This is a genomic window from Leucobacter chromiireducens subsp. chromiireducens, from assembly GCF_016758255.1.
Classification (GTDB): domain Bacteria; phylum Actinomycetota; class Actinomycetes; order Actinomycetales; family Microbacteriaceae; genus Leucobacter; species Leucobacter chromiireducens.
The window spans coordinates 883,228-902,341 of record NZ_QYAD01000001.1; the positions used below are offsets into that span (position 1 = coordinate 883,228).

The following is a 19,114-nucleotide window of genomic DNA, read 5'->3' on the forward strand; positions in this document are numbered from 1 at the left end:
GAGCGTCGCATGACACAGCGAGTAGTGGTGACCGGAGCAAGCTCGGGAATCGGCGCGGCGACGGTGCGGCGGTTCGCCGAGCGGGGCTGGCAGACGGTCGCTGTGGCGCGCCGGGCCGACCGCCTGGCGGCGCTCGCTGCGGAAACGGGTGCGCACCCCATCGTGTGCGACGTGACCGACGAGGCCGCGGTTGCCGCGCTCGCTGCGGAGGTCGCGGCGAGCGGTGGCGCGACGGGCCTCGTCAACAATGCCGGTGGCGCGCTCGGCACCGAGTCCGTCGAAGCGTCGTCGAACGACGACTGGCGACGCATGTTTGAAGTGAACGTGCTCGGACTGCGCTCGGTCACCGCCGCGCTGCTCCCGATTCTCCGGGCGGGGGCCGCCGAGAGCGGCTGGGCTTCCCTCCTGAACGTCACCTCGACCGCCGGACACAGCGTGTACCCGGGCGGTGCGGGCTACAACGCCGCCAAGTTCGCGGCGCACGCGGTCACCGGGGTCCTGCGGTTGGAGCTTGCGGGGGAACCGATTCGCGTGATGGAACTCGCGCCCGGCCTCGTGCACACGGAGGAGTTCACGCTCAACCGCCTGCGTGGCGACGCGGCCGCCGCGGCGAAACCCTATGCTGACGTTCTGCCGCTGCAGGCGAGTGAGGTTGCCGAGGTGCTCGTCGGTGCGTTTGAGCAGCCCCCGCACGTGAACCAGGATTTGATCGTGCTGCGCCCGGTCGCCCAGTCGAGTGTCTTCCACACACACCGCGGCCCGCTCACGCCGCGGGTCTGAGGGCAGCGCATGGTTTCCACGACACTTTCCGAGCACGGCGACTCCGCGCCCGCGGCTGGCACTCTCGACGGGCTCGTCGCCGCCGGTCGAATCGCGGCCGACTGGGGGAGCGCGCTCGCCGCAGAGGCGCCGCAGTTTGACGCCGTCACCGAGTGGCTTGCGGCAGAGCGAGAGGCACATGCGGTGCTGCCGGATCCCGAGCTGGTGTTCGCTGCCTTTGCGCGACCGCTCGCGGATGTTCGTGTACTGATCGTGGGGCAGGATCCGTACCCCACCCCGGGCCACCCCATTGGACTGTCGTTTGCGACGGACCTGGCCGTGCGCCCGCTGCCGCGCAGCCTGCAGAACATTTCACGCGAGTTGGAGAGCGATGTCGGCGCCACGCCGCTGCCGAACGGTGACCTGCGCGCGTGGGCGGACCAGGGTGTGCTGCTGCTCAACCGCGTGCTGACCGTGCGCGCGGGCGAGGCGGGGTCGCACCGCGGCCGAGGGTGGGAAGCCATCACCGAGTGCGCGATCCGCGCGCTGGCCGCGCGCGGGGGCCCGCTCGTCGCGATCCTGTGGGGCAACGATGCGCGAGCGCTCGCCCCGCTGCTCGGCGAGACGCCCGTGATCGAGAGCGCGCACCCGTCGCCGCTGTCCGCGTCACGCGGTTTCTTCGGATCCCGGCCGTTCAGTCGCGCAAACGAGGCACTCGTCGCGCAGGGCGCGCAGCCCATCGACTGGCAGATTGCGGGCGCGGCTCCGGCGCAGCCGACACTCTGGGACTGAGTGGTCGCTGCGCATCGTGTAGACTTGGCAGCTGTACTTCGGCGAGGGGCGCTTCGGCGCCCGTTATCGACGCGGGACGGAACGCCTCTGCGGGCCATCTTGCTGCGTTGCAACGCAAGTGCGAGACACCAGATCTGGCGGCCCGGCCGCCCTGACCGGGCTGCGGCCCGCAAGGAGAACATCATGACGGACACCAACCAGCTCGTCGCTTCCGCTCGCGAGAGCTTCGGCAAGGGCGTCGCCCGCAAGCTCCGCGCTATCGGCCAGACCCCCGCGGTCATCTACGGCCACGGCACCGATCCCGTGCACATCTCGGTTGAGACGCACCCGCTGAGCCTCATCATCCGCCAGGCGAACGCGCTCATCGAGCTCGACATCGAGGGCAAGAAGCAGCTCGTGCTCGTCAAGGACGTGCAGAAGGATCCGGTACGCCAGATCATCGAGCACGTCGACCTCGTGATCGTCAAGAAGGGCGAGACCGTTGAGGTCGAGGTTCCCCTGCACGTGACGGGCGAGCCCTTCAACGGCGCAAACGCGCTGCAGGAGCTCAACACCATCCGCCTGAGCGCTCCCGCAACCTCGATCCCCGAGAACGTGACCGTTGACGTCGAGGGCCTCGAGGACGGCACGCAGATCCTCGCCGGCGCGATCGAGCTCCCCAAGGGCGCATCGCTCCTCGACGCTGCTGACGCACTCGCCGTCAACATCGTGGCACCTCGTGCGGCTTCGGCTGACGAGGCTGAGGGCGAAGAGGCCGCTGCCGAGTAAGCAGCCAAGTCTTTCGGGCCCGTCGGTCCGGCGTTCGCGCCGGGCCGGCGGGCCGTTTGTCTCTCTGCCGAGCGCCCGGGTGGTGTGCGGCCGACGCGGCCAGTGTCAGAGGGGTCTGCGAGGATAGTGTGCGCGGAGGTGCGAGTGTTCTGGCGAAAACTGCAGGGGAAAGTGGAGAAGCACGTGGCTGAAGACAGCTGGCTGATTGTTGGGCTTGGCAACCCGGGCGCAAAGTACGAGGCGACCCGGCACAACGTCGGCCAGATGGCGCTCGACGTGCTCGCCGACCGCATCGGTGGCAAGTTCTCGCCTCACAAGACGGGTTCGCGCATCGCCGAGGGGCGCATTCGCCCGGGCGGCGCAAAGCTGATCCTTGCGAAGTCGAACGGCTACATGAACACGTCGGGCGGGCCGGTGAGCGCGCTCGCGAAGTACTTCGGCGTGCCCGCCGACCGCGTCATTGTGCTGCACGACGAACTCGACCTGCCGTTTGACACGCTGAAGCTCAAGCAGGGCGGTGGCCACGGTGGCCACAACGGCCTGCGCGACATCGCGAAGGCGCTCGGCACTCCGGATTATCTGCGTGTGCGGATTGGGATCGGGCGGCCCCCCGGGCAGCAGGATCCCGCCGACTTCGTGCTGAAGCCGTTCGCATCGGCCGAGCGCGCCAACCTGCCCGTGCTGCTCGAGGAGTCCGCGGACGCGGCCGAGGCACTCATCGACGATGGGCTGCTCGCCGCGCAGCAGCGATTCCACGGAGCGGGCAAGTGAGCCTCGCCGGGCTTGATCTGCTGCTCGAACGCTCCGAGTCGTTCGCGCGTGCACTTGACGCCGCCGCGACGGACGCGGAGTTCTCCGTCGCAGACGGTCTGCGTGCGCCGCTGATCGCCGGGCTTCTGCGCCGGCGTCGGGCCGCGGGCGACCGCGGCGCGCTCCTTGTGATCGCGGCGACGAGCCGTGAGGCCGATGCGATTCGGCAGTCGCTCGCCTCGCTGATCCCCGACGCGGTGACCGCGGAGTTTCCCGCGTGGGAGACGCTGCCACACGAGCGGCTGAGCCCGAGCGCCGAGACCGTGGGGCGCCGCGCGCACGCACTGCGCCTGCTGCGCGAGCATGACGTCGCAGACCCGGCCGCGCCGCCGCTCGTGCTCGTCGCCTCCGTGCGCGCTGCTCTGCAGCCGGTCTCGCCGCACGCGTCGCAGGCCGAGCCGGTGGTGCTGCGGGCGGGGCACGATCTCGTGCTCGCAGACACCCCCGAGGGCGGCGCCGGCGGAGGCGGGCTCGAGGCGCTGTCGCGCCGCCTCGTCGACTACGCATACACGCGCGTTGACATGGTGACCAGGCGCGGTGAGTTCGCCGTGCGCGGTGGAATCCTTGACGTGTTCCCGCCCACGGCCGAGCAGGCCATGCGCGTGGACTTTTTCGGCGACGAGGTGGATCAGATCCGCCGCTTCGCGGTGTCTGACCAGCGTTCCGCCGGAGACCCGGTGCCCGAGCTCGAACTGTGGCCGGCGCGTGAGCTGCTGCTCACCGATGCGGTGCGTGAGCGTGCCGCCGAGCTGCTGCCGCGTTTCCCCGCGCTCGCGCCCATGCTCGAGAAGATGAGCGCGGGGATCGCGGTCGAGGGCATGGAGAGCCTCCTGCCGCAGCTCGTGCCAGGTCTCGCACCGATCACGAAGTTGCTGCCCGCGGGCGGCGCCGTGCTCGTTGTGGCACCCGAGCGGGTTGCCGGGCGTGCGGTCAGCCTTGCCGAGACGAACCGCGAGTTCCTCGAGGCGGCCTGGCACGCCGCCACCGCGGGAGCCGATGCTCCCGTCCCCACAGACGACGCCGGCCTGCTCTCCGTGACGGAGCTCCGCTCCGCGTCAGCAGGGCGCCCGTGGTGGAGCACGACCGGCTTTGTGCGCGACGCTGCAGACGACACGGCCGAGCTCGCAGCGGCGCAGCCCGCGGACGGCGCCGAGACGGACGCCGCTGAGGGATCCCGCGCTGCCGGGTCTGAGACGACCGGCGCCGAGGCGGCGATGCCCGAGCCCCGCGGCCTCACCGTCATCGACGGCGTCGACGACGCGATCTACACCGTGCGCGGCGGTTCCGTGACGCGGGCCCCCGGGGCCGAGCCCACAGCGGCTGCGATCCAACACCTGAGTCGTCGGCTCGGGGAAGGATGGCGCGCGGTCGTCACCGCACAGGGCATCGGCCTCGTGGAGCGCGCACGCGATCTCCTCGCCGAAGCCGGCGCCGCCGCGCGCATCGTCGACGCGCTGCCGGACGAGCTCGACACCGGCGTGATCTACCTCGTCACGGGGACCGCCTGGCAGGGTTTTGAAAACGACGAAGCCCAGCTGCTGCTCGAGACCGAGGCCGAATTCTTTGGTCGCACGGTGTCGGCGCAGGCAGCGAGCGGGCAGAAGCTCGCGCGCCGCCGCGGCAAGAACGTGGTCGACCCGCTCAAGCTGGTCGCTGGCGACTTCGTGGTGCACGAGACGCACGGCATCGGCCAGTTCGTCGAGCTGACCCAGCGCATGGTGCCCACCGGTATCGGGCGCGACGCGACGAAGGCGCTGCGCGAGTACCTGGTCATCGAGTACGCCTCGACCAAGCGCGGCATGCCGAAGGACAAGCTGTACGTGCCAACGGACCAGCTCGACCAGCTGTCCCGCTACGTCGGCGGTGAGGCACCCGCGCTGTCCAAGATGGGCGGGAGCGACTGGTCGAACGCGAAGAAGAAGGCCCGCAAGGCCGTTCGCGACATCGCGGTGGAGCTCGTGAAGCTCTACTCAGCGCGCATGGCGTCACCGGGCTTCGCGTTCTCGCAGGACACCCCGTGGCAGCGCGAGCTCGAGGAGGCGTTCCCGTACGCGGAAACGATCGACCAGCTCACCACCATCGACGAGGTGAAGCGTGACATGGAGCGGCCCGTGCCCATGGACAGGCTCCTCGCGGGCGACGTGGGCTTCGGCAAGACCGAGGTTGCCATCCGTGCGGCGTTCAAGGCTGTGCAGGATGGGAAGCAGGTTGCCATGCTCGTGCCCACCACGCTGCTCGCAAACCAGCACTTCGAGACCTTCCAGAACCGCTTCGCCGGCTTCCCCGTGCAATTGCGTGCGCTCAGCCGTTTCCAGACGGACAAGGAAGCGAAGGAGACGCTCGAGGGTCTCGCCGCTGGAACCGTCGACGTGGTGATTGGCACGCACCGCCTGCTGTCGAACAACATCATTTACAAGGATCTGGGTCTCCTCATCATCGACGAGGAGCAGCGCTTCGGTGTGGAGCATAAGGACGCGCTGAAGAAGCTCAAGACTGGCGTCGACATTCTCGCGATGAGCGCGACGCCGATCCCGCGCACGCTCGAGATGGCGGTCACGGGCATCCGCGAGATGTCCACGCTCGCGACGCCGCCGGAGGATCGTCACCCCATCCTCACCTTTGTGGGCCCACGCAGCGACAAGCAGATCACCGCGGCGATCCGGCGCGAGCTGCTGCGCGAGGGGCAGGTGTTCTTCGTGCACAACCGCGTCTCGTCGATCAGCCGGGTCGCCGCCCAGATCGCCGAGCTGGTTCCCGAAGCCCGCGTTGCGGTGGCGCACGGCAAACTGAGCGAGCACCAGCTCGAGCAGGTGGTGCAGGACTTCTGGGAGCGCAAGTTCGACGTGCTCGTCTCCACCACGATCGTGGAGACCGGCCTCGATATCGCCAACGCGAACACGATCATCATCGACCAGGCCGACAAGTACGGGCTAAGTCAGCTGCACCAGCTGCGCGGACGCGTGGGGCGCAGTCGCGAGCGCGCGTACGCGTACTTCCTGTACGACCCCGAGAAGCCCCTCACCGAGCACGCGAACGAGCGACTCGAGACGCTCGCCGCGAACAACGAGCTCGGCTCGGGCATGCAGGTGGCGCTCAAGGACCTCGAGCTGCGCGGCGCGGGCAACCTCCTGGGCGGCGAGCAGTCCGGGCACATCGCAGGGGTCGGTTTCGATCTCTACCTCCGCATGATCGGCGAAGCGGTGAGTACGTTCAAGGGCGAGGAGGTTGCCGGCACGGTCGAGCTGGTGCTCGAGTTGCCCGTTGACGCGCACATTCCCGAAGAGTACGTCGAGAGCGAGCGGCTGCGCCTCGAGGCGTACCAAAAGTTCTCCGCGGCCTCCCACCCGCAGGCACCCGAGGAACACGTCGGACTCGTGCTTGAAGAGCTCACCGACCGCTACGGCGCACCTCCCGAGGAGGTGGAACGGCTCGCCGCGGTATCTGCGCTGCGTCGCCGCGCTTCACGCCTCGGCCTCGCGAAGGTGGTCGCGGCCGGGCCGTCGCTGCGCCTCGAACCGGTGAAACTGCTCGATTCGCGCCGCATGCGCATGAACCGCATGTATCCCGGGTCCCGCTACACGGAAGCCACGCACTCGCTGCAGATTCCGCTGCCGGGCGGCACCGCCTTGTCACGCAGCCCGCTCGCAGGCGTGGGGCAGCGGCACACGGGCGACGAGGGCGACATCGTGGCCTGGACGGGGCGCGTCCTCGCAACGCTGCTCGAGGAGGATCCGCCAGCGGTGTAAAGCGTTCCGGCGCGGCGCGGGATCGGCTTCCGCGCCGCGGTTCGCTCCGACACGTGCGCACGCGCTACTGCGCTGTGCAGGCCTCCTGCAGCTCCTGTCCGGTCTGCTGCAAGGCCGGGAGGCGCTTCGTGAAGAGCGCGGACACCTCGGAACCGTAGGACTGCAGCTCGCCGATGGCCGACAGGTCGCCCTCACCGAGACCACTGAGATCTGGCAGCGCGAGCGAACCGAGGTCACCCGCGAAGCCGCTCCACTCGACCCGAGCCGCGTCGATCGCGGTGAGCACCGCGGGATCGGTGATCGATGCCGTCGCGGCGTCGAGCGCCTCGATCGCGGGGTCGACCAGTGCGCCGGCATCCACCGGGTTCCCCGCGATGCCGTCGGCGACGAGCTGGGAGATTTCCTTGCCCGCCTCATCGGTGACTCGCTGAATCGCCTCGCTCGCCACCTGGCACGTCGACTGCGTGCCACCGCTCGTGCCGCCAGCAGACCCGGCGCTGCTCCCGCCGCTGCCAATGCTCGGGATCGCGCACCCGGAGAGTGGGATCGCAACGAGCGCGAGTGTGGCCACGCCTGCGGCGGTGCGGGTGTGCCGTGCGGTGGAGAAACGAAGCATGGGGGTCCTTTCGAGCTGCGGCTCTCGTGGGGCGGATCGCGCAGCGGATCCACGGTCAACGGTAGCCTGGGCGGCTCAGGATCGGCTGAGCCGCACGCCGCGGCGCCCAGCTCAGCGTGAGCCCGCACCCAGCCAGACTCCAGAAGCGTGGGTAGGCTGGGGGCATGGACAGCGCGAGCGCAGGAGCCACGGCCGGCAGCCACTCATCGGAGGCGGACAGTCCCGAGGCGGTTCCGATCGCCCCTGCCCCCGAAGACCCGCCGCACAGCGACACGTCTCGCGCGGCTGAAGCGGTTGCTCGCGCCGCACAGACCGTGCGCACCATGGTTGAGGAGGGCGGCTGCGCGTGGCATGCCGCGCAAACCCACGCCTCGCTGACCCCCTTCCTCATTGAGGAGACCGCGGAGTTCGTCGACGCGGTGGAGCGTGAGCTCCCGCCCGCCGAGCAGAGCTCAGAGCTCGGCGACGTGCTGTACCAGGTGCTGTTCCACGCGGCGATCGCGGAGCGCGACGGCGAGGGCTACGACCTTGCGAGCGTCGCGGCGAGGCTGTCGGACAAGTTGATCGCGCGCCACCCGCACGTGTTCGGCGACCGTGGCTACATGAGCGTGGAAGAGCTCCACGCGGAGTGGGAACGACTCAAGGAGGACGCGGCCGGCGAGGAACGAGGCTCCCGCGGCGCGCTCGACGGTATCCCCGCGGGGATGCCCACACTGGCACGTGCGGCGAAGGTGGTCGAACGGTTGAAGCGTGCCGGGCTCGTGCAGCCAAACGCGGGCGAGGGGAGCCCGGAAGACCCGCTCGCAGCGGCGATCGGTCCCGACGAGCAGCGCCTCGCCGAAGTGGGTATCGGCGATGCCATGCTCGCGCTCGTCATGCGGGCAAACGCTGCGAGCATTGATCCGGATCGGGCACTCCGCCAGGCGGTTGACCGGCTCGCCGCGCGCGTGATGCACAACGGCGACAGCTAGGGCAGGATCCCCAACCGCCGCGCAGCCGCCACCGCGGCGTGCCGTGTGTTCACGTCGAGCTTCGACATCGCCGTGCGCAGGTAGCTTTTTACCGTGCTCTCGGCGAGCTGGAGCGCGCGCCCGATGTCCGCGTTCGTCGCCCCGAGGGCGGTGTGGGCGAGCACGTCGACCTCGCGCGGGGAGAGATGCACGGCCTCCGCTGTCGGGTCGGGGGAGCCGAGGCGTGCGAGCCGATCAGCGAGTGCGATGATGCGCTCGCGCACGTCGGGGTCGGCGACGGCTGCTGCGATACTGCGCAATTCCGCGTGCTCCCCGCGCAACTGCTCGAGCGGCTCTCCCTCGATATCGAGCACATCGGTTCTCACTGCCCGAGAGCGTGCAGCCGAGACCTGATCTTGAACGCCGATTTCGCGCGCAAGCGCCCGAGCGACCGAGGCACCTGCGCCGAGCCTTGGCACCTCAGCGCAGTGCCGATCACGGCTTCCGCCATAGAGCACGGCGCGCACGTCGCCGTCAACGATGACCGGCATCGCGAGTAGCGTGACGATGCCTTCGCCGCCGATCTGCTCATCGTAGTCGTGGGTAATGAGCGCTGAGCGTGCGTAGTCCTGCGCAAGGCGTGCACGATGCTCAGTCATGGCTTTTCCGCCAAGCCCGCGGTCGGCACGGACCGTGAGCCCGGTGAGGCTCCGGGTCCGGACACCCGCAAAAGCAGTCACTCGAGTGGTGCCATCCGCATTGAATCCGCCGAATGCCACGGGAAACCTGGTCTCTCGTGCGAACTCCTGCACGGCAGCATCGAGCGTTTCACGCAGCAGCGTGTGTGAAAGGTGGGTCATCGTCGCTCCCATCGTTCGGAGTACTCGATGCTAACTGGTTTTTCCACGTGTGCGTGGACGTCGTCCACTCGGGCCGCGCGGAGATGGAAGAATGGGGGAATGGCCACCCCCGTGAATCCTCCGCGCGGCATGCGCGACTTCCTGCCCTCAGACAAGGCGCGTCGCGAGCACGCGCTCGGCATCATCAAGGGGGTGTACCGCGCCCACGGCTTCGACGAGATCGAGACGCCCGTGGTCGAGGACTGGTCACGGCTGCACGCTGGGCTCGGCGGTGACAACGAGAAGCTGTCGTTCTCGATCCTGAAGCGTGGAATCACGCCAGAGGCGCTCGCTGCAGCGGCGGAGGCCGGCGATGTTGAACAGCTCGCCGATCTCGGCCTGCGCTTTGACCTCACGGTGCCGCTCACCCGGTTCTACGCGTCGCACCGCGCAGAGCTGCCGCCTGTGTTCCGCTCGATCCAGATCGCGCCCGTGTGGCGCGCGGAGCGCCCGCAGAAGGGACGTTACCGCCAGTTTGTACAGGCCGACATCGACATCATCGGCGAGCCGGGCCTCCTCGCGGAGATCGAACTCATCACCGCCACATCGCAGGCGCTGTCCGAACTCGGGCTCGCCGGGTGCGTGATTCGTGTGAACGATCGCCGCATCCTGTTCGGTCTGCTCGAGCACTGCGGTTTCGCCGCCGAGGTGCACGATCGCGCGCTCATCACGATCGACAAGCTCGACAAGATCGGCGCGGCTGGCGTCGTTGACGAACTCCGCGAGATCGATGCGGCGGCCGCCGAGCGGCTCGGCGCGGTCCTCGCCGAGGTCGAGCCGGCCATCGCGGGCGACGGGATCCCGCTCACGGGAGAGCGCATCGCTGCAGTGCTCCCGGCGGGTGCCGCGGCCGACGGCATCGCGAACCTCACCGAGCTCGGCGCTGCCCTTGCGGGCTCGCTGCCCGCGGGGGTCGAGCTGCGCTTCGATCCAACGCTCGTGCGCGGGATGGGGTACTACACCGGCACGATCTTCGAGGTCGCGCACCCGGGCTCCGGCAGCTCGGTCGGCGGCGGCGGCCGCTACGACGGCATGGTGGGGCGCTTCCTCGGGCAGGACGTGCCCGCGGTCGGCTTCTCGATTGGTTTCGAGCGCGTGGTCGATCTGATCACGCTTCCCGAGGCGAGCGGGCCGGAGGCCGTCGCGCTCATCGCGGACGCGGACGTTGAGTTCGCACAGCTTGTCGCCCTGAAACGTGAGCTCGTGGCGCGCGGCCACCGTGTGCGCCTGGAGAAGCGACAGAAGAACATGAAGACGCTGCTCGCCCGCGTCGCGGAGGAAGGCTTCACGAGCGTGGCCAACGTGCGCGCGGGGATGACGACCGCGGATGAGCTGGAGCTGCGCGCGCTCGATGCCTGATACACAGCTGGCAGTGCTCGGAGACACCTGAGAACCCCCTTGACGGGGGCCGCGCGCGGTGCGACTCTTTCCGCGAAGGGTCGCACCGCGCGACCGGATGGGGAGCACCATGTCCACGCAAATCTTCGTCAACATCGCAACCAGCGACCTCGAGCGTTCGAAAGCGTTCTACACGGCTCTCGGCTGCGAGATCAACCCGCTCTTCACCGACGAGAATGCCGCGTGCGTCGTGTGGGACGAGCAGGTCTACTTCATGGTGCTCACGCGCGAGTACTTTGCGACCTTCACGGATAAGCAGGTGGTCGACGCGAGTGGCAGCGCGCAGGTGCTGATCGCGCTGTCGCGCGAGTCGCGCGAAGACGTCGACGCGGTACTTGCTGCGGGGCTCGCAGCCGGGGGAACGGAGCCGCGCGACGCACAAGACTACGGCTTCATGTACTCGCGTGACCTCGAGGATCCCGATGGCACCATTCTCGAGTTCATGTACATGGATCCGGCGGCCGCCGAGCAGGGGCCGGAAGCGTTCCTCGCTGCCGACGCATAGGCGGCCCCGCGGCCGGGTCCCCGCACACGCAGCGCCGATCCCGCGCACAGGGGAGGCCGCGGTGCCTGGCCGCTAGACTGGTGTCGCCCGGCGATACCGCTGGCGCAGATTTGCTCAATCACCCTGGACACCTGAGGAGCGCATGGTGGCATTTATCGACGCAGTGATCGCCCGCGAGATTCTTGATTCGCGCGGAAACCCGACCGTTGAGGTCGAGGTCGGCCTGACCGACGACTCGGTGGGCCGCGCTGCGGTTCCGTCCGGAGCATCCACGGGTGCCTTCGAAGCGTATGAGCTGCGCGACGGCGACAAGGATCGCTACCTCGGCAAGGGCGTCACGAAGGCCGTCGACGCGGTCTTCGACGAGCTCGCCCCCGCGATCGAGGGCTTCGCCGCCGATGATCAGCGCATCATTGACACCGTGCTGCGCGAGGTCGACGGCACCGACAACAAGTCGCGCGTTGGCGCAAACTCGATCCTGGGCGTCAGCCTCGCGGTCGCACACGCCGCCGCTGCGTCGGCCGAGCTGCCCCTCTACCGCTACCTCGGTGGGCCGAACGCGAGCACGCTCCCCGTGCCGCTCATGAACATCATCAACGGTGGCGCGCACGCTGACACCGGCGTCGACATCCAGGAGTTCATGGCGGTGCCGCTCGGCGCCGAGAGCTTCTCCGAGGGGCTCCGCTGGGGCGTTGAGGTGTACCACGCACTGAAGGCACTGCTCAAGGAGCAGGGCCTCACCACGGCACTCGGCGACGAGGGCGGCTTCGCCCCCGACCTGCCGACCAACGCGGCAGCGCTCGATCTCATCGTCGAGGCGATCAAGCGCGCGGGCCTCGAGCCCGGCCGGGATGTCGCGCTCGCGCTCGACGTTGCGTCGACCGAGTTCTTCGAGAACGGTGTGTACACCTTCGAGGGCAAGGAGCGCACCGCAGCCGAGATGAGCGCGTACTACGCCGACCTCATGGACAAGTACCCGCTCGTCTCGATCGAGGATCCCCTCGCCGAGGACGACTGGGAGGGGTGGAAGATCCTCACCGACGAGATCGGTGATCGCGTGCAGCTCGTCGGCGACGACCTGTTCGTCACGAACCCCGAGCGCCTCGCTGACGGCATCGCCCGCGGCACCGCGAACTCGATCCTCGTGAAGGTCAACCAGATCGGCACGCTCACGGAAACCTTCGACGCGGTGCAGATGGCACAGCGCGCCGGCTACACGGCAGTGATGTCGCACCGCTCGGGTGAGACCGAGGACGTGACCATTGCTGATCTCGCCGTCGCGACCGACTGCGGCCAGATCAAGACGGGCGCACCCGCGCGTTCGGACCGCGTCGCGAAGTACAACCAGCTCCTCCGCATCGAGGAAGAGCTCGGCCTCGCCGCGAAGTACGCCGGCCGCAGCGCCTTCCCGCGCTTCACGGCGTAGTTCGACACGGAACGAGAGCAGCACGGTGAAGCGCGGAACGGGGGAGCTGGGGGCTTGGGCCTCGAGCCTGCGTTTCAGCGTCTTCACCGTGCTGATCGTGGGGCTGGTGCTGGCGGGCGCCGTCATCGTCAGCCCCAGCCTCTCCACGTTTGTGCAGCAGCGGCGCGAAATCTCGGAGCTGCGTGAGAGCGTGCGTCTGCACCAGGAAGCCGTCACCGAGATCGACGCCGAGCGCGCGAAGTGGAAGGACCCGGTCTACGTTCGCGCGCAGGCCCGAGACCGCCTCTTCTATGTGCTGCCCGGCGAGACGCAGCTCAACGTCATCGACGACGTGACCATGCCGATCGAGTCCGATGAGGAAACGAGCGCCGAGCTTTCGCGCATCGAGACGAATTGGGCCGAGGGGCTCGTCGGCTCATTCCTCAGCGCCGGGACGGCTACGCCGGATCCCGCGCAGAATGAAGATCCAGCAACCGATCCGGATCCCGCAGCCCCGAAAGATGCCAGCGCTGCGGGGTAAGATTCCGCGCAGGCCCCACGCGGTGAGTCCATGCACTCGCTGCCCCACGACCACCCGAGCGCACGCTGCGCTGCGGGTTTCCACTCTGCGAGGCCGCCCGCACCGGCTGGCTCGCACTGCCCGATCCTGACGCCCGAGGAGACCCACCATGAGCCGTCCGCCCTTCCCCGCACCGACCGAGGCTGACATCGCCGCTGTGAGCGAGCAGCTCGAGCGCGAAGCGCGCGGCGTCATCGGCATCGCCGCACGCACGGCAGATGGTGCGCCCACCGTCGTCGCCACGGCGCCGCGGCTGCCCGACGGTTCGCCGTTCCCCACCTTCTACTACCTGTCGCACCCCGAGGCGGTCGCCGCAGCGTCGCGCCTCGAGGCCGGCGGGATGATGGTCGAGTTCAACGAGATGCTGGCCGAGGACGAGGAGCTGCGTGCGCAGTACCAGGCCGCGCACGAGCAGTACATCGCCGATCGCGAGCAGATCGGTGAGGTGCCGGAACTCGCGGGAGTCTCCGCTGGCGGAATGCCCACGCGCGTGAAGTGCCTGCACGCGCTGATCGGCCACGCACTCGCGGCCGGGCCGGGCGTAAACCCGATCGGTGACCTCGCGCTTGAGCGCTGCGGCTGGCGCCCCTGAATCAGGCGTCGGAAACGCGGAACTTTCGTCGACCGGGGGTTTCGCCCGAATTTTCGACTGCTTTCGCTCAGATTCCCGCGGAAGCGGCTGAGCAGACAGGAAATGCACGGTAGACTGAGCCGTAGGGCAGCAGTCTGCCCGTTCCGCTGTGTCCGCACTCGGACAGTTCCCGCACAGAGCATCAAGGAGACCGCCCCGTGGCGAAGAAGATTCTGATCGTTGGCGGTGGCTACGCCGGCTTCTACACCGCATGGAAGCTGGAGAAGCTCCTCCGCGCCGGTGAGGCCGAGGTCACGATCGTCGACCCGCTGCCCTACATGGCGTACCTGCCGTTCCTCCCCGAGGTCGCTGCAGGCTCGATCGAGCCGCGTCACGCGGTCGTCGCGCGTCGCCGCCACCTCAAGAGCACCGCGAACATCGCGGGCAAGGTGACGGGCATCTCGCACGCCACGAAGACGGCAACGATCACTCCCAACGTTGGCGAGGCGTACGACTTCGAGTACGACCAGATCGTGGTCACCACGGGCTCCGTGTCCCGCACCTTCCCGATCGCCGGCATCGCCGACAACGCGATCGGCATGAAGACGATCGAGGAAGCCGTTGCGATCCGCGATCGCATGGTCGGCAACTTCGAGCGCGCCGCCTCGCTGCCGAAGGACTCGGCTGAGCGCGCGCGTCTCCTCACCGTGACCGTCGTTGGCGGTGGCTTCGCCGGTATCGAGTCGGTGTCCGAGCTCCGCTCGTTCGCGACGAGCCTGCTGCGCCGCTACCCCGAGATCACCTTCGACGAGACGAAGTTCCACCTCGTCGAGGCCATGGGCCGCATCATGCCCGAGGTTACCGAGGGTCTCGCTGACTGGGTGGTCAAGGACCAGACCCGTCGTGGTGTAAACATCCACCTCAACACGCAGCTCTCCTCGGCTGTGGACGGCAAGATTGAGCTCTCCACCGGCGAGAACTACGAGTCCGATCTCATCGTCTGGACCGCTGGCGTGATGCCCCGTCCGTTCCTCCGCGGCACCGACCTGCCGATCGGCGCGCGCGGCCACGTCGTGGGCACCCCGTCGCTCCGCGTTGCGACCGAGGACGGCGAGATCATCGAGGGCGCATGGACCGCTGGTGACACCTCACAGGTTCCCGACATCTCGTCGACCCCTGGCCCCGGCGGCTTCTGCGTTCCCAACGCACAGCACGCAGTGCGCCAGGGCAAGCTGCTCGCGAAGAACATCGTTGCGTCGCTGCGCGGCGAGGGCATCGCTGAGTACAACCACAAGAACGCTGGCGCGGTTGCTGGCCTCGGCATGAACACCGGCGTGTTCCGCTCGGGCAACTTCACGCTCAAAGGCTACATCGCGTGGCTCGCGCACCGCTTCTACCACGGCCTCGCGATCCCCACGTGGGAGCGCAAGTGGCGCGTGTTCGGTGGCTGGGTCAGCCACTTCTTCCTGGGCCGCGACATCGTCAACATTGAGGCGACGCAGGAGCCCCGTGCGATCTTCGAGGAGTTCGCATCGCGGCCGAAGCCCGCAGCAGAGTAACCACTCGCTGAACGCAGCGCGCCCCCGGAGACCACACGGTCGCCGGGGGCGCGCTGCGTTTTCCACTCACCCCGCGCCCAGCCGCCGCCTCCCCAGCGAATCGGGGTCACTTCGGCAGGGTGTCGTCGTGGTCGCCCAGGCGACACCCTGCCGAAGTGACCCCGATTCAGGGGGGGGCAGGGGCAGGGGCAGGTGGCAGGGGCGGTGGGAGTGGAAGGGGAGGGGCTACGCGTCCGGGGCGTGCTTGCTGAGGAACTGGTACATCTCGGTATCGTCAACGCCCGGGAACGTGCCCGCGGGAAGCGGCGACAACACGTGAGCGTGCATGCGCGCGCTCGGCCAGGCCTTCCCCTCCCACCGCGAGAGCAGTCCCGGCTCCGGGGTGCGGCAGCAGGCCGGATCTGGACAGGTGGAGGACTTTCGCACATCGGTGTCGCGTCCGCGGAACCACTTCGCGTCGTCGAAGGCCACACCACAAGCGATCGCGAAGGGACCGAGCTCAGCGTCACCCGTCTGCACGCTGGTCCAGTAGGTTCCGTTCGGTGTGTCTGTGTACTGGTAGAACTCGCTCGTGCGGTTCGTGCGGTTGAATGCCGTGCGGCCGCCCCACTTGTGGCACAGAGACTCGCCCTCGATTGAGCCCTCCTCGTCGCTCGGGAAGGGGAGGCCGTCGTTCTCGTAGCCGCGCACGAGCGTTCCCGCACCGTCTGCGCGGTAGTGGTGCACCCTCAGCCCGAGGTGCTGCGTCGCGATGTTCGTGAAGCGATGGGCCGCCGCCTCGTGTGTCACGCCGAACGCGTCACGAAAATCCTCGATCGCGAGGTTGCGATTGCGCTTGGCCTGCTGCAAGAAATCAACGGCCCGTGCCTCCGGCATGAGGCAGGCAGCGGCGAAGTAGTTGATCTGGAGCCGCTGCTCGAGAAATTCCGCATAACTTTTCGGTTCGGAATGACCGAGCACGCGGTGCGCCATCGCCTGCAGTGCGAGCGAGCGGAGGCCGTGCCCGCCCGGGATCGAGGCGGGCGGGAGGTAGATGCGCCCGTTTTCGAGGTCCGTGATGCTTCGCGTGTTGGAGGGGAGGTCGTCAACGAAGATCAGTGTGAAGCCCAGCATCTCGGCAAGCATGGCCACCTGCCGGTGCGTGACGGCTCCCGTGGTGTGACCGATGCGACGCATGAGGTCGGACGCGATCAGCTCAATGTCCTGCACGTAGTTGTCTTGCTCGCGCATCTTGAGACGAATCTCCGTGTTCGCGCGCCGCGCCTCCTCGGACGTCGTTGCAGCCGCGCGGGAGCGGTGCGCGAGCTCGCGATGCAGGCCGACCAGCGCCTCGAGCGTCTCGTCGCCGAGCGTGCGCGGTGCACGCACGTGGGGGAGTCCCAGCCGTTGGTAGCCCTGCGTGGCCTGCGCGCGCTCGAGCTCCACCTCGAGCTCGCTGCGCCGATCCGGAGCCTCGCCGGTCAAAAACGCGGCGGGATCGACGCTCAGTTCGCGGCCGAGCGCCTGGAGCAGACTGAGCTTGGGTTCGCGCCGCCCATTCTCGATCAGGGAAAGCTGGCTCGCCACCACGCCGACCCGTTCACCGAGCTGTTCGAGGGTGAGACCCGCCTGTGTGCGGAAGAAACGAAGTCGCTTGCCGAGCACCAGTCGATCGAGCTCAGCCTCGGTCGCTGGGGAAACACTGTTTGGTGCCATAACTTGACCATACGGCAAAAAGCTGAAAAGTTTACGCCTGATTTGGTAAACGGGGCGTGAATGCGTTCATCAGAATGGAGATGTCACCGATTCTTCGCGGTGTGATCTTGAGGAGCACGACATAGACATGGGTACCAGCCAGATCGTCGAGAACGAGATTTCGTTCGCGGACCTCGTCGCCGCAGAAGCGACCACGAACAACGCAGAGGTGCTGCAGTGGGTGACCGAGGTCGCCGAGCTGACGCAGCCCGACTCCGTGGTCTGGTGCACGGGCTCCCAGGATGAGTGGAACCGCATCACTTCCGAGATGGTCGAGGCGGGCACCCTGATCCCGCTCAATAAGGACCTGCGCCCGGGCAGCTTCCTCGCACGCTCGCACCCCGCCGATGTGGCGCGCGTGGAGGATCGCACCTTCATCTGCTCCGAGAACGAGGCAGACGCAGGCCCCACGAACAACTGGGTGGCCCCCGAAGCCATGAAGGCCGAGCTCATGCCCCTCTTCGAGGGCTCCATGCGCGGCCGCACCATGTACGTTGTGCCCTTCTCGATGGGCCCGGTTGGCGGCGCCATCACGCAGCTCGGCATCGAGATCACTGACTCACCCTACGCCGTGCTCAACATGCGCATCATGACCCGCATGGGGCAGTCGGCGCTCGACGGCATTCTGCCCGGTGGCGAGTGGGTGCGCACCGTGCACTCGGTCGGTGCTCCGCTAATCGCCGGCGAAGAAGATGTTGCTTGGCCCTGCAACGACACGAAGTACATCACGCACTTCCCCGAGACCCTCGAGGTCTGGTCGTACGGCTCGGGCTACGGCGGGAACGCGCTCCTGTCGAAGAAGTGCTTCGCGCTTCGCATCGCAAGCGTCATGGGCAAGAAGGAGGGCTGGCTCGCTGAGCACATGCTGCTCCTGAAGCTCACGAACACCGCGACCGGCAAGGCCTACCACCTCTCGGCGGCGTTCCCCTCGGCCTGTGGCAAGACGAACCTCGCCATGCTGCAGCCGACGATTCCCGGCTGGAAGGTCGAGACGATCGGTGACGACATCGCTTGGCTGCGTCCCGGCACCGACGGCCGCCTCTACGCGATCAACCCCGAGGCTGGTTTCTTCGGTGTTGCTCCCGGCACCGGTGAGTCCACCAACCCGGTTGCGATGGAGACCCTCTGGGGCAACACCATCTACACGAACGTCGCGCTGACCGATGACGGCGATGTGTGGTGGGAGGGCAAGACCGATGAGGTCCCCGCGCACCTGATCGACTGGCAGGGCAACGACTGGACCCCCGAGTCCGGCCGCGTTGCGGCGCACCCGAACTCGCGCTTCACCGTGCCGATTCAGCAGACCCCCACCCTCGCGCAGGACTGGTACGAGCAGAACGGCGTTCCGCTCGACGCAATCCTGTTCGGTGGCCGTCGCGCCACCAACGTGCCGCTCGTTGCTCAGTCGCTCTCGTGGGATCATGGCGTCTTCGTCGGCGCGACGATCTCCTCGGAGAAGACCGCCGCGCAGGAGGGCACCGTCGGCGAGCTGCGCCGCGACCCCTTCGCCATGCTTCCCTTCTGCGGCTACAACATGGCCGACTACTGGGGCCACTGGCTCGAGATGGGCGAGCAGCTCGGCGACAAGGCTCCCAAGATCTTCCAGGTCAATTGGTTCCGTAAGGGTGCCGATGGCCGCTTCCTGTGGCCGGGCTTCGGTGACAACTCGCGCGTGATCGACTGGGTGATTCGCCGGGTTGAGGGCGACGTGACGGGCCGCGAGACCGCGGTCGGCACCGTGCCCGCCGCCGGTGAGCTGAACCTCGACGGCATCGAGGTGCCCGAGGCAGACTTCGCTGAGCTGTTCGCGATCGATCCCGCGTCGTGGCTCGCAGAGTCCGACCTCACCGAAGAGTTCTTCGCTCAGTTCGGTGACCGCGTGCCTGCCGCGCTGCGCGAGCAGCTCGCAGGTCTCCGCGCACGCCTCAGCGCGTAGCGCTCGGCGCCACTCAGGCGCCTCACAGTCCGTAGGCCCCGTCGTTCTGCCCAACGACGGGGCTTACTCTTTTTCCCCGTGCATTC

The 19,114-nt window shown here is 68.1% G+C and carries 16 protein-coding genes; 13 read left to right on the forward strand and 3 right to left on the reverse strand.

Annotated features, from left to right (window positions below):
- Positions 1-9: 9 nt before the first annotated feature.
- The 5 genes from D3226_RS04165 to mfd all read left to right on the forward strand — a co-directional run bounded on the left by D3226_RS04165 (position 10) and on the right by mfd (position 6,875).
- The gene (locus tag D3226_RS04165; protein ID WP_202381104.1) at positions 10-780 is read left to right on the forward strand and encodes an SDR family oxidoreductase; all 771 of its coding nucleotides are present in this window, start codon (positions 10-12) and stop codon (positions 778-780) included.
- 9 nt (positions 781-789) lie between these two features.
- Positions 790-1,551: a uracil-DNA glycosylase gene (locus D3226_RS04170; RefSeq protein WP_202381105.1), complete on the forward strand. Its 762-nt coding sequence runs from the start codon at positions 790-792 to the stop codon at positions 1,549-1,551.
- Positions 1,552-1,734: 183 nt separating this feature from the next.
- The gene (locus tag D3226_RS04175; protein ID WP_202381106.1) at positions 1,735-2,319 is read left to right on the forward strand and encodes a 50S ribosomal protein L25/general stress protein Ctc; all 585 of its coding nucleotides are present in this window, start codon (positions 1,735-1,737) and stop codon (positions 2,317-2,319) included.
- 183 nt (positions 2,320-2,502) lie between these two features.
- Entirely contained in the window at positions 2,503-3,090 is a 588-nt protein-coding gene (pth, locus tag D3226_RS04180; protein WP_202381107.1) for an aminoacyl-tRNA hydrolase, read from the forward strand.
- Positions 3,087-6,875 carry a transcription-repair coupling factor gene (gene mfd, locus D3226_RS04185; RefSeq protein ID WP_202381108.1) on the forward strand — a complete coding sequence of 1,263 codons (3,789 nt, stop codon included), beginning with the start codon at positions 3,087-3,089 and terminating at the stop codon, positions 6,873-6,875. The genes pth and mfd overlap by 4 nt, the downstream gene beginning before the upstream one ends.
- A 64-nt stretch (positions 6,876-6,939) precedes the next feature.
- Here mfd and D3226_RS04190 read toward each other — a convergent pair whose 3' ends face one another.
- Positions 6,940-7,491: a hypothetical protein gene (locus D3226_RS04190; protein ID WP_202381109.1), complete on the reverse strand. Its 552-nt coding sequence runs from the start codon at positions 7,489-7,491 to the stop codon at positions 6,940-6,942.
- A 164-nt stretch (positions 7,492-7,655) separates the two neighbouring features.
- On the opposite strand from D3226_RS04190, the gene D3226_RS04195 reads away from it, so the two are divergent.
- Positions 7,656-8,462: a MazG nucleotide pyrophosphohydrolase domain-containing protein gene (locus D3226_RS04195; protein WP_202381110.1), complete on the forward strand. Its 807-nt coding sequence runs from the start codon at positions 7,656-7,658 to the stop codon at positions 8,460-8,462.
- Here D3226_RS04195 and D3226_RS04200 read toward each other — a convergent pair.
- Positions 8,459-9,301 carry a LuxR C-terminal-related transcriptional regulator gene (locus tag D3226_RS04200; protein WP_237462226.1) on the reverse strand — a complete coding sequence of 281 codons (843 nt, stop codon included), beginning with the start codon at positions 9,299-9,301 and terminating at the stop codon, positions 8,459-8,461. The two genes, D3226_RS04195 and D3226_RS04200, sit on opposite strands and share 4 nt — an antisense overlap.
- Before the next feature lie 99 nt (positions 9,302-9,400).
- On the opposite strand from D3226_RS04200, the gene hisS reads away from it, so the two are divergent.
- From hisS to D3226_RS04230, 6 genes are all read left to right on the forward strand, one after another.
- Positions 9,401-10,699, forward strand: coding sequence for a histidine--tRNA ligase (hisS, locus tag D3226_RS04205; RefSeq protein WP_202381112.1), 1,299 nt, complete (start codon positions 9,401-9,403; stop codon positions 10,697-10,699).
- 109 nt (positions 10,700-10,808) lie between these two features.
- Complete coding sequence (locus D3226_RS04210) at positions 10,809-11,243, forward strand: VOC family protein (RefSeq protein WP_202381113.1); 435 nt, start codon at positions 10,809-10,811, stop codon at positions 11,241-11,243.
- A 145-nt stretch (positions 11,244-11,388) separates the two neighbouring features.
- A complete protein-coding gene (gene eno / locus D3226_RS04215; protein WP_202381114.1) occupies positions 11,389-12,669 on the forward strand; it encodes a phosphopyruvate hydratase in 1,281 nt (426 codons plus the stop codon).
- A gap of 25 nt (positions 12,670-12,694) precedes the next feature.
- Positions 12,695-13,189, forward strand: coding sequence for a septum formation initiator family protein (locus D3226_RS04220; RefSeq protein ID WP_202381115.1), 495 nt, complete (start codon positions 12,695-12,697; stop codon positions 13,187-13,189).
- 148 nt (positions 13,190-13,337) lie between these two features.
- On the forward strand, positions 13,338-13,820 hold the full coding sequence (locus tag D3226_RS04225; protein ID WP_202381116.1) for a DUF501 domain-containing protein: 483 nt from the start codon (positions 13,338-13,340) through the stop codon (positions 13,818-13,820).
- 197 nt (positions 13,821-14,017) lie between these two features.
- Positions 14,018-15,358, forward strand: coding sequence for an FAD-dependent oxidoreductase (locus D3226_RS04230; RefSeq protein ID WP_202381117.1), 1,341 nt, complete (start codon positions 14,018-14,020; stop codon positions 15,356-15,358).
- 225 nt (positions 15,359-15,583) lie between these two features.
- Here the strand turns inward: D3226_RS04230 and D3226_RS04235 are convergent, their stop codons facing one another.
- Positions 15,584-17,053 carry a helix-turn-helix domain-containing protein gene (locus D3226_RS04235; RefSeq protein ID WP_202381118.1) on the reverse strand — a complete coding sequence of 490 codons (1,470 nt, stop codon included), beginning with the start codon at positions 17,051-17,053 and terminating at the stop codon, positions 15,584-15,586.
- Between the two features lie 127 nt (positions 17,054-17,180).
- Between D3226_RS04235 and D3226_RS04240 the strand changes: the two genes are divergently transcribed.
- Positions 17,181-19,028, forward strand: coding sequence for a phosphoenolpyruvate carboxykinase (GTP) (locus D3226_RS04240; protein WP_202381119.1), 1,848 nt, complete (start codon positions 17,181-17,183; stop codon positions 19,026-19,028).
- Positions 19,029-19,114: the final 86 nt, after the last annotated feature.